Annotated in this window: 15 protein-coding genes; 5 read left to right on the top strand and 10 right to left on the bottom strand. The window is 67.4% G+C overall.

The genetic code is table 11. The features are described 5' to 3' along the window. The first annotated feature begins 59 nt into the window (after nucleotides 1–59). From coxB to BV453_RS00570, 3 genes are read left to right on the top strand one after another with little or no spacing between them, the layout of a single operon-like run. Complete coding sequence (gene coxB, locus BV453_RS00580) at nucleotides 60–986, top strand: cytochrome c oxidase subunit II (protein ID WP_051582271.1); 927 nt, start codon at nucleotides 60–62, stop codon at nucleotides 984–986. Between the two features lie 3 nt (nucleotides 987–989). Next, entirely contained in the window at nucleotides 990–2,723 is a 1,734-nt protein-coding gene (ctaD, locus tag BV453_RS00575) for a cytochrome c oxidase subunit I (RefSeq protein WP_025105065.1), read from the top strand. A gap of 3 nt (nucleotides 2,724–2,726) precedes the next feature. After that, nucleotides 2,727–3,161 carry a cytochrome c oxidase subunit 4 gene (locus tag BV453_RS00570; RefSeq protein WP_126892922.1) on the top strand — a complete coding sequence of 145 codons (435 nt, stop codon included), beginning with the start codon at nucleotides 2,727–2,729 and terminating at the stop codon, nucleotides 3,159–3,161. A 63-nt stretch (nucleotides 3,162–3,224) separates the two neighbouring features. On the opposite strand, the gene BV453_RS00565 is transcribed toward BV453_RS00570, so the two are convergent. From BV453_RS00565 to BV453_RS00535, 7 genes are all read right to left on the bottom strand, one after another. Beyond that, entirely contained in the window at nucleotides 3,225–3,644 is a 420-nt protein-coding gene (locus BV453_RS00565; RefSeq protein WP_126892923.1) for a rhodanese-like domain-containing protein, read from the bottom strand. 80 nt (nucleotides 3,645–3,724) lie between these two features. After that, a complete protein-coding gene (locus BV453_RS00560; RefSeq protein ID WP_062766854.1) occupies nucleotides 3,725–4,249 on the bottom strand; it encodes a GNAT family N-acetyltransferase in 525 nt (174 codons plus the stop codon). Beyond that, the gene (locus BV453_RS00555) at nucleotides 4,246–4,659 is read right to left on the bottom strand and encodes a RidA family protein (RefSeq protein ID WP_062766851.1); all 414 of its coding nucleotides are present in this window, start codon (nucleotides 4,657–4,659) and stop codon (nucleotides 4,246–4,248) included. The genes BV453_RS00560 and BV453_RS00555 overlap by 4 nt, the downstream gene beginning before the upstream one ends. 78 nt (nucleotides 4,660–4,737) lie before the next feature. Further along, nucleotides 4,738–6,540 carry a cytochrome bc complex cytochrome b subunit gene (locus tag BV453_RS00550; protein WP_249520600.1) on the bottom strand — a complete coding sequence of 601 codons (1,803 nt, stop codon included), beginning with the start codon at nucleotides 6,538–6,540 and terminating at the stop codon, nucleotides 4,738–4,740. A gap of 8 nt (nucleotides 6,541–6,548) precedes the next feature. Further along, nucleotides 6,549–7,625, bottom strand: a complete 1,077-nt coding sequence (locus tag BV453_RS00545) for a ubiquinol-cytochrome c reductase iron-sulfur subunit (protein ID WP_025105059.1) — start codon at nucleotides 7,623–7,625, stop codon at nucleotides 6,549–6,551. 36 nt (nucleotides 7,626–7,661) lie between these two features. Then, nucleotides 7,662–8,462 (bottom strand): c-type cytochrome, encoded by an 801-nt coding sequence (locus BV453_RS00540; RefSeq protein WP_025105058.1) that lies wholly within the window; start codon nucleotides 8,460–8,462, stop codon nucleotides 7,662–7,664. Between the two features lie 20 nt (nucleotides 8,463–8,482). Next, nucleotides 8,483–9,040, bottom strand: a complete 558-nt coding sequence (locus tag BV453_RS00535) for a heme-copper oxidase subunit III (protein WP_231729617.1) — start codon at nucleotides 9,038–9,040, stop codon at nucleotides 8,483–8,485. A gap of 288 nt (nucleotides 9,041–9,328) precedes the next feature. Between BV453_RS00535 and trpD the strand changes: the two genes are divergently transcribed. After that, complete coding sequence (trpD, locus tag BV453_RS00530) at nucleotides 9,329–10,399, top strand: anthranilate phosphoribosyltransferase (RefSeq protein ID WP_025105056.1); 1,071 nt, start codon at nucleotides 9,329–9,331, stop codon at nucleotides 10,397–10,399. A 2-nt stretch (nucleotides 10,400–10,401) separates the two neighbouring features. Beyond that, entirely contained in the window at nucleotides 10,402–11,388 is a 987-nt protein-coding gene (locus BV453_RS00525; RefSeq protein ID WP_025105055.1) for a PHP domain-containing protein, read from the top strand. A 12-nt stretch (nucleotides 11,389–11,400) separates the two neighbouring features. Here the strand turns inward: BV453_RS00525 and BV453_RS00520 are convergent, their stop codons facing one another. The 3 genes from BV453_RS00520 to BV453_RS00510 form a co-directional block, all read right to left on the bottom strand. Further along, the gene (locus tag BV453_RS00520) at nucleotides 11,401–12,351 is read right to left on the bottom strand and encodes a 5'-3' exonuclease (protein ID WP_036293159.1); all 951 of its coding nucleotides are present in this window, start codon (nucleotides 12,349–12,351) and stop codon (nucleotides 11,401–11,403) included. 32 nt (nucleotides 12,352–12,383) lie between these two features. Beyond that, nucleotides 12,384–12,884, bottom strand: a complete 501-nt coding sequence (locus tag BV453_RS00515; RefSeq protein ID WP_139833353.1) for a hypothetical protein — start codon at nucleotides 12,882–12,884, stop codon at nucleotides 12,384–12,386. A 227-nt stretch (nucleotides 12,885–13,111) separates the two neighbouring features. Next, the coding region (locus BV453_RS00510; protein ID WP_249520593.1) for a hypothetical protein at nucleotides 13,112–13,573 on the bottom strand (462 nt) is incomplete at its 5' end.

Below are 13,573 nucleotides of genomic sequence, written 5' to 3'. Positions count from 1 at the left end.
CCGCTTCTCAACCTGCATGGTTGGCATGAATCAGGTGTGAGGTTGCTCTAGACTTGGACATGCCTTGTCCGCGATCTGAAAGGTGCATCGTGCCCTCGAAACGCCGCCTTCGTTGGGCCGCACTCCCTGTGGGAGTTGTGGCAGCTGTGGCTCTGGCGGGATGTACTCCCACCGAGCTGAACGGCTTTCTTCCGGGCTTCGTGGATGGTGGTCCGGCAGCAACCAACCAGACGGAGCGCGTGTCGTCCCTCTGGGTGAACTCCTGGATCGTGCTCCTCGCGGTGGGTGTCGTCACCTGGAGCCTCATGGCCTGGGCTGCGATCGCGTACCGCCGCCGCAAGGGCCAGACCGGCCTCCCGGTGCAGATGCGCTACAACATGCCGATCGAGATCTTCTACACGATCGTGCCGCTCATCCTCGTGCTGGGCATGTTCTTCTTCACGGCTCGCGACCAGACCGAGATCGAGACGAAGTGGGACGACCCCGACGTCGAGATCACCGCGATCGCCAAGCAGTGGGCATGGGACTTCCAGTACAACGGCGAGACCGAGGAAGACACCGTGTGGACCATGGGCATCCAGGCCCAGCCCGACGCGGAAGGCAACATCGACCAGGCGGAGCTGCCGACCCTGGTGCTGCCGGTCGACCAGAAGGTCACCATCAACCTGCAGTCGCGCGACGTCATCCACTCCTTCTGGATCATCGACTTCCTCTACAAGAAGGACATGTTCATCGGGAAGGACAACTCCTGGTCCTTCATCCCCACCCGTGAGGGCGAGTACGCCGGCAAGTGCGCCGAGCTCTGCGGCGAGTACCACTCGATGATGCTCTTCAACGTAAAGGTCGTCTCGCAGGACGAGTACGCCGCTTACCTCGAGTCCCTCGAGGAAGAGGGCAACACCGGGGACATCACCGACGCGTACGACCGTCTCTCGAACCTCCCCGGCACCTCCGGGAAGACCGACACCGAGGAAGGAGAGGAGTAAGCCATGTCGACCACTGAAGCTCCTCGCACCGACGAGGCACCTCGCTCCCGTCCCACCACCCTGCCCGCGCGCCAGGCTGCTCTGATGAGCTCCTCCCGCGTCGAGCAGAAGGGCAACATCGTCGTCAAGTGGATCACCTCCACGGACCACAAGACGATCGGGTACATGTACCTCATCGCCTCGGTGATGTTCTTCCTCCTGGGTGGCGTGATGGCGCTGGTGATCCGTGCCGAGCTGTTCGCGCCGGGCATGCAGATCGTCCCGACGAAGGAGCAGTACAACCAGCTGTTCACGATGCACGGCACGATCATGCTGCTGATGTTCGCGACGCCGCTGTTCGCCGGCTTCGCTAATGCGATCCTGCCGCTGCAGATCGGTGCTCCGGACGTCGCCTTCCCGCGTCTGAACGCCTTCGCCTTCTGGCTGTTCCTGTTCGGCTCGACCATCGCGGTCGCCGGCTTCCTCACCCCGCAGGGTGCGGCCTCGTTCGGCTGGTTCGCGTATCAGCCCTTGGCCAACGCGTCGTTCTCGCCAGGAGCGGGCGGAAACCTCTGGATGCTCGGTCTCGGCATCTCGGGCTTCGGCACGATCCTCGGTGCGGTGAACTTCATCACGACGATCATCACGATGCGTGCTCCCGGCATGACGATGTGGCGCATGCCGATCTTCAGCTGGAACACGCTCATCACCAGCCTCCTGATCCTGATGGCCTTCCCGGTCCTCGCCGCGGCGATCTTCGCCGCCGCCGCCGACCGCGTGCTCGGTGCGCACATCTACGACCCGGCCAACGGCGGTGTCCTGCTCTGGCAGCACCTCTTCTGGTTCTTCGGCCACCCCGAGGTCTACATCATCGCGCTGCCGTTCTTCGGCATCGTCTCGGAGATCTTCCCGGTGTTCAGCCGGAAGCCGATCTTCGGGTACAAGACCCTGGTCTACGCGACGATCGCGATCGCGGCCCTGTCCGTCGCCGTGTGGGCGCACCACATGTACGTCACCGGCTCCGTGCTCCTGCCGTTCTTCGCTCTGATGACGATGCTCATCGCGGTGCCCACGGGTGTGAAGATCTTCAACTGGATCGGGACGCTGTGGCGCGGCTCGGTGACGTTCGAGACCCCGATGGTGTTCTCGCTCGGCTTCCTCGTTTCGTTCGTCTTCGGTGGCCTCACCGGTGTGATCCTCGCGGCCCCGCCGCTGGACTTCCACCTCAGCGACAGCTACTTCGTCGTGGCGCACTTCCACTACGTGGTGTTCGGCACGGTCGTGTTCGCGATGTTCGCCGGTTTCTACTTCTGGTGGCCGAAGTGGACGGGTCGCATGCTGAACGAGCGCCTCGGCTACGTGCACTTCTGGATGCTGTTCGTCGGCTTCCACATGACCTTCCTCATCCAGCACTGGCTCGGTGTCGACGGCATGGTGCGTCGCTACGCGGACTACTCCGCGGCGGACGGCTGGACGTGGCAGAACCAGGTCTCGACGATCGGTGCGATCATCCTCGGCGCCTCGATGCTGCCGTTCTTCCTGAACGTCTGGATCACGGCCCGCAAGGCGCCGAAGGTCACCGTGAACGACCCCTGGGGCTACGGTGCCTCGCTGGAGTGGGCGACCTCGTGCCCGCCGCCGCGGCACAACTTCACGTCGATCCCGCGCATCCGCAGCGAGCGTCCGGCGTTCGACCTGAACCACCCGGAGGCCGCGGAGTTCGCGACCACCGCACCCGGCGAGCGAGAGGGCCACTGAGCCATGCGCGACAACGTCATCATCTGGTGGGTCCTGACCGCGTTCTTCGCCCTCGTCGGCGTCGTCTACACGGGCTGGAACATCCTGGCTCACCCCGGGCTTCCGCTGGTGAACCAGGTCGAGTGGGTCGGTACCGTCGCCCTGTTCTTCTCGGCCTTCATGGGCGCCATGGTCGCCTTCTACCTCGACCGGACGCACAAGGCGCAGAACGGTGAGCTGCCCGAGGACATCCTCACGTCGGACATCGACGACGGTGACCCCGAGCTCGGCGAGTTCAGCCCGTGGTCCTGGTGGCCGCTGGTGCTCGCGGCTTCCGCCGGAGTGTTCGTCGTCGGCCTGGCGGTCGGTCACTTCCTCCTCCCGATCGGTCTCGCGATCTTCGTGGTCGCGATCGTCGGCTGGGTCTACGAGTACTACCGCGGCAACTTCGCCCGCTGAGTCTCCTCACACCCCGAAGGCCCCCGGATCACTCCGGGGGCCTTCGTCGTTCCTGCGATCCGCTCACACGCGGGTGCGGATGCGGGGGATCCCGGTCAGCGGGTCGACGGGACGGTGGTGCACACCCTCGGCGTCTTCGACGGGATATCCCTCGCGGGCCCAGTACTCGAAACCGCCGATCATCTCGCGCACGCGATAGCCGAGACGAGCGAACTCGAGCGAGCCGCGGACACCGCCGTTGCATCCGGGGCTCCAGCAGTAGACGACGACCTCGGCATCCGCCGGGATCTCCTCCGGGGCGCGGTGCGCGATCTCGCTGTGAGGCATGTGGAGCGCGCCGGACACGCGCCCCTGAGCGAACGCCTCGCTCGAGCGGACGTCAACCACGACCAGAGCGCGGCCGGCGGCACGGTCGGCGTGCACGTCGCTGGGGTCGGTCTCGAAGGCGAGGCGGGCGGCGAAGTAGTCAAGGCGATCGATCATGAGCCCAGACTAGGGACGCGCGGGCGCCGACGACCGAGGGATACCGTCGTGCGTCGCGCGAATCCTGCCGTCGTGGCCGGTCAGAGCGCCGCGGTCATCTGGATCCGCCGTCCGTACCGGGTCAGGCCCAGACGCTCTTCGACGGCGACGAGCTCACGGAGGAAGTCGGTGTCCGGCGTGGACTCCGTGAAGCCGCAGCGGGAGTAGAAAGGGGCGTTCCAGGGGACGTCCGCGTATGTGCGCAGCGTGAGTTGTGTGCGGCCCCGACGGCGGGACTCGTCCTGGGCCGCCATGACGAGGGCGCGACCGATACCGCGGCGACCGGAGGCGGGGTGGACGGACAACTGCTCCAGATGGGCGTACCCGGGTCCCTCCAGCACCTGCACGAACCCGACCGGCACCTCGAGTCCGCCGGAAGCCTCCGTCGTAGGGGAGGAGGTGGCCACCAGGACGAATCCCTCGGCGCGCCGGCGGTCGTCGGCTGTCGACGGCGGGGGCCAGTCCTCGGCACCGAAGCGATCGGTCAGAAGGCTGTCAGCGGCGCGCTCGATCTCCTCCAGGACGGCATGGTCCTGATCCGTCGCGTGTCGGATGAGGGTGGTCATGCACGGTCCGCGGGCAGAGCGGCGACCGCCTCGATCTCGACGAGCTGGTCGTCGTAGCCGAGGACAGTCACGCCGAGGAGGGTGCTGGGGACGTCGTGAGGCCCGAACGCGGCGTGGACGACGTCCCAGGCCGTGACGAGGTCCCGCTGCGCGGAGGAGGCCACCAGGACCCGCGTGCTGATGACATCCGTCAGAGTGGCGCCGGCAGCCGTGAGCGCGCCCTGCAGCGTCTCGACACACCGTGCCGCCTGAGCGGCGTAGTCTCCGGGGGCGGTGGTCGTCCCATCGTCCTCCAACGGGCAGGCTCCGGCTAGGAAGACCAGACGCGCGTCAGCGGGGGCGGTGGCGGCGTACGCGTACGGGGTGTCGGCGAGGAGGGGAGCACGGAGCAGGCGGACGACCGAAGACATGAGACGATCCTCTCATCAGGGGAGAACGATGAAGGCCCCGTCCTAACGGACGGGGCCTTCATCGAAGGGGAGTGACGACTACTCGTCGTCCTCCGACTTCTTCTTCCGAGGCTTCTTGACGGGCTCGGTCGAGATCACCGTGCTGGGTGTGTTCGGCGTTTCGTCGACGTGCGTCTCGTCGACCGTGAGCGGCGCGTCCGGGAACCCGGCACGCTCGTGAGCGCCCTGGATCTCGGCGGCCTCCGCCTCCTCGTTCCCCGCAGTGACGTGATGCTGGTGCGCATCGGCGGCGTCGATCTCGGCCTGCGTGAGCGGGGCGAGACGGTCCTCGAAGAACCAGCGGGACATCGCAGAACGGAGGTTCTCCGTCCACGGGATGCGGCCCTTGGCGTTCGGGCGGACGACCAGCGGCTCGTAACCGTCGACGTCGATGAGCTTCCAGCGGTCGTAGACGTCGACCGGCTGGTGCACCTCGATGAACTCGCCGCCGGGGAGGCGGACGATGCGTCCGGACTCGAAGCCGTGCAGGACGATCTCGCGGTCCTTCTTCTGGAGCGCGATGCAGATGCGCTTCGTGACGAAGTAGCCGATGATCGGGCCCAGGAACAGCAGCGCCTGCAGCGTGTGGATGACGCCTTCCATGGTGAGCATGAAGTGCGTGGCGATGAGGTCTGACGAGGCCGCCGCCCACAGGACCGCGTAGAAGATGACGCCGGCGACGCCGATCGCGGTGCGGGTGGCCGCGTTGCGCGGACGCTGGGCGATGTGGTGCTCGCGCTTGTCGCCGGTGACCCACGCCTCGATGAACGGGTAGATCGCGACGATGACGATGAACAGACCGAGTACGGCGACCGGAGCCAGGATTCCGAACGACCAGGTGTGGTCGAGGAACACGATGTCCCAGTTCGACGGGGCCAGGCGGAGCGCGCCGTCCGCGAACCCGATGTACCAGTCCGGCTGCGTACCGGCCGAGACGGGGGAGGGGTCGTAGGGGCCGTAGTTCCAGATCGGGTTGATCTGGAAGAACGTCGCGATCAGCACGATGGTGCCGAAGACGATGAACAGGTAGCCGCCCATCTTGGACATGTAGACCGGCATCATCGGGTAGCCCACGACGTTGTCGTTCGTGCGGCCGGGGCCGGCGAACTGCGTGTGCTTGTTGATGATCATGAGCATCAGGTGCACCGCGATGAAGGCGATCACCAGCATCGGGAGCAGCAGGATGTGCAGGGTGTAGAGGCGTCCCACGATGTCGGTGCCCGGGAACTCGCCGCCGAAGAGGAGGAAGGAGGTCCAGGTGCCGATCAGGGGGAGACCCTTGATCATGCCGTCGATGATGCGCAGACCGTTGCCCGAGAGCAGGTCGTCGGGGAGCGAGTAGCCGGTGAAGCCCTCGGCCATCGCGAGGATGAACAGCACGAAGCCGATCACCCAGTTCAGCTCGCGCGGCTTGCGGAACGCGCCCGTGAAGAACACGCGCAGCATGTGCACGCCGATGCCGGCGATGAAGACGAGCGCGGCCCAGTGGTGGATCTGGCGGACCAGGAGGCCGCCGCGGAGGTCGAACGAGATGTGCAGCGTCGACTCGAGAGCCGAGGACATCGCGATACCGCGCATGGGGGCGTAGGCGCCGGTGTAGTGGGTCTCGACCATCGAGGCCTGGAAGAAGAACGTCAGGAAGGTTCCGGAGAGGAACACGACGACGAAGCTCCAGAGCGCGATCTCACCGAGCATGAACGACCAGTGGTCGGGGAAGATCTTGCGACCGAGCTCCTTGACGAAGCCGGAGAGGCTCGTGCGCTCATCGATGTAGTTCGACGCGGCGCCGACGAAGCGGCCGCCGAGAGGCGCCTTGGAGTCCTTCTCGTCCTTGGACAGCATTGCGGTGCTCAATGGCGCTCCCAGAAGCTCGGGCCGACGGGTTCGGTGAAGTCGCTGCGTGCGATGAGGTAGCCCTCGTCGTCCACGGTGATGGGCAGCTGAGGCAGCGGCCGAGCGGCCGGGCCGAAGATGACCTTCGCGTGGTCCGTGACGTCGAACTGCGACTGGTGGCACGGGCACAGCAGGTGGTGGGTCTGCTGCTCGTACAGCGCGACGGGGCAGCCGACGTGCGTGCAGACCTTGGAGTACGCGACGATGCCGTCGTAGGACCAGTCCTTGCGGTCCTCGGCCTCGATGAGCTGCTCCGGGCGGAGGCGCATCATCAGCACGATGGCCTTGGCCTTCTCCTCGAGGTAGCCCTCATCGTGACCGAGCTCCGCGAGGTCCTCCGGGATCACGTGGAAAGCGGAGCCGAGCGTGACGTCGGCGGCACGGATGGGGGTGCCGTCGGGGTCGCGGACGAGGCGCATGCCCTCATCCCACATCGTGTGCTTCAGCAGCGCGACCGGGTCGCCCGCGGTGGGGTCGTCCGGCGTGGAGTGCGGGGCGAGGCCACGGAACAGCGTCACACCGGGGATGATCGACGCGACGATCGCCGCGAACAGCGAGTTGCGGATCATCGTGCGGCGACCGAAGCCGGACTCCTCGTTGGCGTCGGCGAAGGCCTTGATGGCCGCCTCACGCGTCGAGTCCTTGCCCCGGGTGGGGTGGCGGAGCTCGACGTGCTCCTTGTCGGACATGAGGGCCTTCGACCAGTGGATCGCGCCGATGCCCAGGGCCAGCAGCGCGAGCGCGATGCCGAGACCGATGAAGAGGTTGTTCTGACGGATGTCGATGAGAGCGCCGCTCTCGATCGGGAACAGCATGTAGGCGGCGACCGCCCAGATGCTGCCGGCGAGCGACAGGTAGAACAGCGTGTAGACGGTGCGGACGGCGGCCTTCTCGGCGCGCGGGTCCTTGTCGGTCATCCGCTCGCGGTGCGGCGGAAGCCCGGGGTTCTGCACGGGATCGCTGACTGCGACACCCAGCCCCGGAGAGGGCTGGTAGGCCCTGTCAAGAGCCTGCGAGTCGTCGTCGTGTGCCATGGTGCTCCTCGTACGTTCCTCTTCGATGAATAAGCGTCAGTTGGACTTCGCCGTGATCCACACGGTGATGGCGACCAGAGCGCCGATACCGAAGATCCACACGAACAGGCCTTCGGAGACCGGTCCGAGCGAGCCGAGGGAGAAGCCGCCGATCTGGACGGACTGCTGCTGGAAGAGCAGAGCCGAGATGATGTCGCGCTTGTCCTCGTCGGACAGGTTCATGTCGCCGAAGACCGGCATGTTCTGCGGGCCGGTGACCATGGCCGCGTAGATGTGCAGCGCGCTGGTCTCCGTGATGGCCGGAGCGTACTTGCCCTCGGTGAGAGCGCCACCGGCGGCGGCCACGTTGTGGCACATCGCGCAGTTGACGCGGAAGAGCTCGGCGCCGTGCGCCACGTCGCCCTCGCCGTCGATGATCTCGTCAGCGGGGTACGTCGGGCCGGGGGCCTCGGACTGCACGTAGGCCGCCATCGCGAGGATCTGCTCCTCGGTGAACTGCGGCTCCTTCTGCGGAGCCTGCGGTCCCTGCATCTGCAGCGGCATGCGGCCGGTCGACACCTGGAACTCCACCGCCAGCTCCCCGACGCCGTAGAGGCTCGGGCCGTTGGGGGTGCCCTCCAGGTCGAGGCCGTGGCAGGTGGCGCAGTTCGCCGTGAACAGCTTCTCGCCGTCCTCGACCGTCAGCTGCGTCGATGCCGTGGGGGCGTCGTTGGCGGCGAATGCCGCGGTCGCACCCGCGTACACCGCGCCGGTGATCATGAGGCCTGCTCCGATGAGCGCGGCCGCCGCCAGTGGGCTGCGACGACCGCTCGAACGGCGCTTCTTCTCTCGTGCCATCTCGGGGATCAGCTCCGCTCTTATTTCAGGAAGTAGATAACGAAGAACAGCACGATCCAGACGACGTCGACGAAGTGCCAGTAGTAGGACACCACGATCGAGGAGGTCGCCTCCTTGTGCCGGAAGTTCTTGACGGCGTACGCGCGGCCGATCACCAGGAGGAACGCGACGAGTCCGCCGGTGACGTGGAGGGCGTGGAAGCCGGTGGTGAGGTAGAACGCCGAGGCGTACGAGTCCGCCTGGATGGGCATGCCCTCTGCGACGAGCTGGGCGTACTCCCACACCTGGCCGGACACGAAGATCGCGCCGAGGGCGAAGGTGAGGAAGAACCACTCGACCATGCCCCAGCCGAACAGGCGACGGCGGCCGGCGCCGTTCTTCTGGCCCTTGCCGATCTTGTACGGCTGCAGGTCTTCGGCCGCGAACACGCCCATCTGGCAGGTGAACGAGGAGAGCACGAGGATCGCCGTGTTCACTGCCGCGAACGGCACGTTCAGGAGCTCGGTACGGTCGGCCCACAGCTCGGGGGAAGTGCTGCGGAGGGTGAAGTAGATCGCGAAGAGTCCCGCGAAGAACATCACCTCGCTGCCGAGCCACACAATGGTGCCGACAGCTACCGGGTTGGGCCGCTTGATGGTTCTCGCCGCCGGGGCATACGTCGCTGAGGTCGTCACCCCTCCATTATGGCCGATCCGCGGGCGTGATTCTTGCACCCGCGCCCCTCGATTCGCCCGTCGAGGACTTAGGGGACCCTAAGAAAACACTGCGAATACCCGGTGAATACGCGGGAAACGTCGCTCTTCCGCGGGCTGCGCGCTCGCCCGGATCGATCTGCACGTTTTCTCCGCGCCGATAGGATCGCACACATGGCTGATTCCCTGACCTGGTCCGATGTGCTCACCTCTCTCCTGGAGCGTCGCGACCTCAGCGTGTGGGAGTCGACGTGGGCCATGCGCCAGATCATGAAGGGCGACGTCTCCGAGGCGCAGCTCGCCGGATTCCTCGTCGCTCTGCGGGCGAAGGGGGAGACGATCGATGAGATCGTCGGCTTCCGCGACGCGATTCTCGAGGCGGCCGTGCCTCTGCCGGTCTCGCCGAACGTGCTGGACATCGTGGGCACGGGCGGCGACCGCGTCGGGACGGTGAACGTGTCGACGACGGCCGCCGTCATCATCGGTGCCACGGGCATCCCCGTTGTCAAGCACGGCAATCGCGCCGCGAGCTCGGCCTCGGGCTCCTCCGACGTCCTCGGTGCACTCGGCCTCGAGCTCTCCCTCGACCCCGCGGCGGTCGCCTCGATCCTCGACCGGACGGGCATCACCTTCGCCTGGGCGGGGGCGTTCCACCCCGGGTTCAAGCACGCCGGTGCCGTCCGCTCGCAGCTCGGCGTTCCTACGGTGTTCAACATGCTCGGCCCGCTCTGCAACCCCGCGCGTGCCGAGGCGAACGCGGTCGGTGTCGCCCAGATGGAGCGCGTCCCGCTGATCACCGGCGTCTTCCGCACCCGGGGAGCGACGGCGCTGGTCTTCCGCGGCGACGACGGCCTCGACGAGCTCACGACCACCGGGCACAGCCGCATCTGGGAGGTCACCCGTGGAGACATCCACGAGCACGACCTCGATCCCCGTGACCTCGGCATCCCGCTCGCCGACCTCTCCGACCTCATCGGCGGCTCTCCCGCCCACAACGCCGAGATCCTCCGCCGGACGCTCGCGGGGGAGCAGGGGCCGGTACGGGACATCGTGCTCCTCAACGCCGCTGCCGGCATCGTCGCCTTCGAGCTGTCGCAGGACGCGACCCAGGTGCAGCGGCCGATCCTCGAGCGGCTCCGCGATGCGCTCGCCCGTGCGTCCGCCGCAGTGGACGACGGGCGCGCCCTGGCCAAGCTGGATCAGTGGATCGGCGTCAGTCGCGAGCTGGCCGCGCCGAAGGAGTGAGCATGGACCCGGTCGACGCGCTGCTCGAGATCGCTTCGCTGCTGGAGCGCGAGCGGGCGTCGCGCTACCGGGCCAAGGCGTTCCGCCAGGCGGCGGCCACGTTCCAGGATCTTCCGTCCGACGTGCAGGGCGACCCGACGCGTCTGCGAGCGGCCAAGGGCATCGGGGAGTCGACCTTCGCCGTCATCCGCCAGGCGCAGGCAGGAGAGGTGCCGGAGTACCTCGTGGAGCTCCGCGGCGACGTGGAACCAGAGAAGGTGTCGGTGCTCCGCGGGAAGCTGCGCGGAGACCTGCACGCCCACACCGAGTGGTCGGACGGGACGACGTCCATCGAGGTGATGGCCGCTGCCGCCCGCGCGCAGGGCCACGAGTACCAGGCCATCACCGACCACTCTCCACGCCTCCGTGTGGCGCGAGGGCTGTCGGCGGAGCGGCTCCGCGAGCAGATCCCGCAGGTGCGGGCGCAGTCGGGGGACGGCTTCACACTGCTCGCCGGCATCGAGGTGGACATCCTGGAAGACGGAGCGCTCGATCAGGAGGACGCCCTCCTCGCGGACCTGGACATCGTCGTCGCCTCGGTGCATTCCAAGCTCCGCATGGACGGACGGGCGATGACCGCGCGGATGATCGCGGCTGTCTCGCATCCTCGGGTGAACGTCCTTGGACACTGCACCGGCCGGCTCGTCCAGGGCGACCGGGGCACGCGCCCGCCCTCGGCCTTCGATGCCGCCGCGGTGTTCGCGGCGTGCGCGGAGAACGGGGTGGCGGTCGAGATCAACTCGCGGCCCGAGCGTCAGGACCCGCCGGACGAGCTCATCGCGATCGCGCTCGAGGCCGGATGCCTCTTCTCGATCGACTCCGACGCGCACGCTCCCGGACAGCTCTCTCTGCTGGACCACGGCGCCGAACGTGCGGAGCGCGCCGGGGTGCCGGCGTCGCGCATCGTCACGACGTGGGGTCTGTCGCGCCTCCTCGCCTGGGCGGAGTGAGGTCCGGCCGCGTCAGCCCTCGGTGATCTGGCTCGCGGCCGCGGTGACCGCGGTGACGGCCCGGGTCATCGAGCTTCCGAGGTTCCAGCGCTCGGCGAGGGCCGTGGCTTCCGCCGCTTCGTCCGGCGTGAGGGCTCGCAGCGCGACATCGGGAGCGGTGATCGGGAGCTCCGTGGCGACGGCGACGACCGTGGGGGCGACATCGAGATACGCCTGCGCGTCGAGGATCTTCGCGCGGATGCCGGCGCTCATGCCCTCGCCCGTTTCCGCGGCTTCCCGGATGCCGACGAGGTCGCCGTGCTTCTGCAGCAGGGTGGCGGCGGTCTTCTCGCCGATCCCGGCGACGCCCGGGAGTCCGTCCGACGCATCGCCGCGCATCGTCGCGAAGTCCGCGTACTGCGAGGGGAGCACCCCGTACTTGGTGACCACAGTGGCGTCCGTCACGACCTCGAGGTTGCTCATGCCGCGCGCCGTGTAGATCACACGCACGTCGCGCTCGTCGTCGACGAGCTGGAACAGGTCGCGGTCGCCGGTGACGATGTCGACGGGCATCGTCGCGTGCGTCGCGAGGGTGCCGATGACGTCATCCGCCTCGTGCTCGGCGACGCCGACGATCGGGATGCCGAGGACCGCGAGCGTCTCGCGGATCAGCGGGATCTGCGCCTCCAGCGGGTCGGGCACTTCCTCGACGTCGGGCGCGCCCGCCACGACCTCCACCACGCGGTGCGTCTTGTAACTGGGGATGAGGTCCACTCGCCACTGCGGACGCCAGTCGTCGTCCCAGCACGCCACGACGTGGGTCGGCTGATAGGTGGTCACGAGCTTCGCGATCATGTCCAGCAGGCCGCGCGCCGCATTGATGGGGGAGCCGTCGGGGGCTGTCACCTTGTCGGGGACGCCGTAGAACGCGCGGAAGTAGAGGCTGGCGGTGTCGAGCAGCATGAGGCGTTCGGCGCGGGTCATGGATTCAGGGTAGAGCGTGCCCCGCGGGGTGCTCAGCAGCCCGCAGCCGCGGGTCGTTCTTCACACGTCCGTGCCACGAGCGCGGTGGTCGCCTCGTAGATGCGGATCTGCCTGGATGCGCCATCGACCGAAAGCTCGCCGGACACCGGGAACCAGCCCCCGCCGACGTCGACCTCCGCCGTATAGGCGACCGTCGTCCTTGTCGTGTAGGTGCCGCGTCGGGTGTAGACGTGGCTCGTGGGGGTCGCGGTGAAGGGCGCTTGGCCGAGCGTCGCCCACGTGCGGCCGCCGTCCGGCGCGGTGGCCGACGTTCCATCGCCGTGGTTGAAGACGACCCGCACGGGTGTGAAGCGCACCGTCACCGGCCGGTCGAGGAGTGTGCCGCTCACCGTGTGTGCCGCGACGGTCGCCACGAAGTTCGTCGCCATCCCCACGACGCCGGCGTTCCCGGGCTCCGCTGTCGTCGTCACGGGGTCCGGCGCGAACCGTGCGAGGTCCTCGATCGTGAGCGGGTGCTCGGACTCCTCCGTCACCCGCACTCCGTACATGCCGCACGACCGGCTCAGCGCTGTGTCCGTCTTGCACGGTTCGCGTTTTGGTTCTGGGGCGGAGGGATTCACCGTCTCGGGCTGCAAGCCCTTGTCGAGCGGCCCGCGGGCTGACACGGTCACGTTCGACCCGTCAGTGCCCGCGAGGAAGTCGGAGAAGCCAGGTGAATCGGCGCCAGAACCCGATGGAACCAGTAGCACGAGCAATGCGATCAGTCTGAACACCGAACACTCTCGTTCTGGTTGGCGGAGTCGATAGTTAGAGTTCCTCCTGCCTTCCTCAACAGCACCAACTCGAGTGCGTAAATGTCGGGGCGGTCAGCGGTGACTGCCGATGAGCCATCCTGGTTCGTGATTTCGACATCGGAAACGTCGAGACACGCATAAGCCTGGACCTGCTCGTAGGGTTCCTCGCTGGCCACCCCTTCGAAGTGGATGATGGTGGTTTCGCCACTCACCGTCTGACCCTCAGCATGCATCCGCGAGAAGTTCTTGCGGTCGGCTGCCTCGACCGCGCCGCTGGAAAGCTCGAAGAGCGGCTCAAAGGTAGCTGGGTCGCGAGTGTCGACGTGGTTGAGCGCGTCGACATACTCGGCAAAGGTGGCCTCGGCGGCGGCGAAGGCCTCTTCCTCGGAGGCGAAGGCGGGGGAGGGGGTCGGCGTGGGCTCCGGAGT

The sequence above is a fragment of the Microbacterium sp. ER1 genome, from assembly GCF_023383675.1.
Classification (GTDB): domain Bacteria; phylum Actinomycetota; class Actinomycetes; order Actinomycetales; family Microbacteriaceae; genus Microbacterium.
The sequence above is the reverse complement of the archived record's forward strand: the minus strand, read 5'-3'. Positions and strand labels throughout refer to the sequence as shown.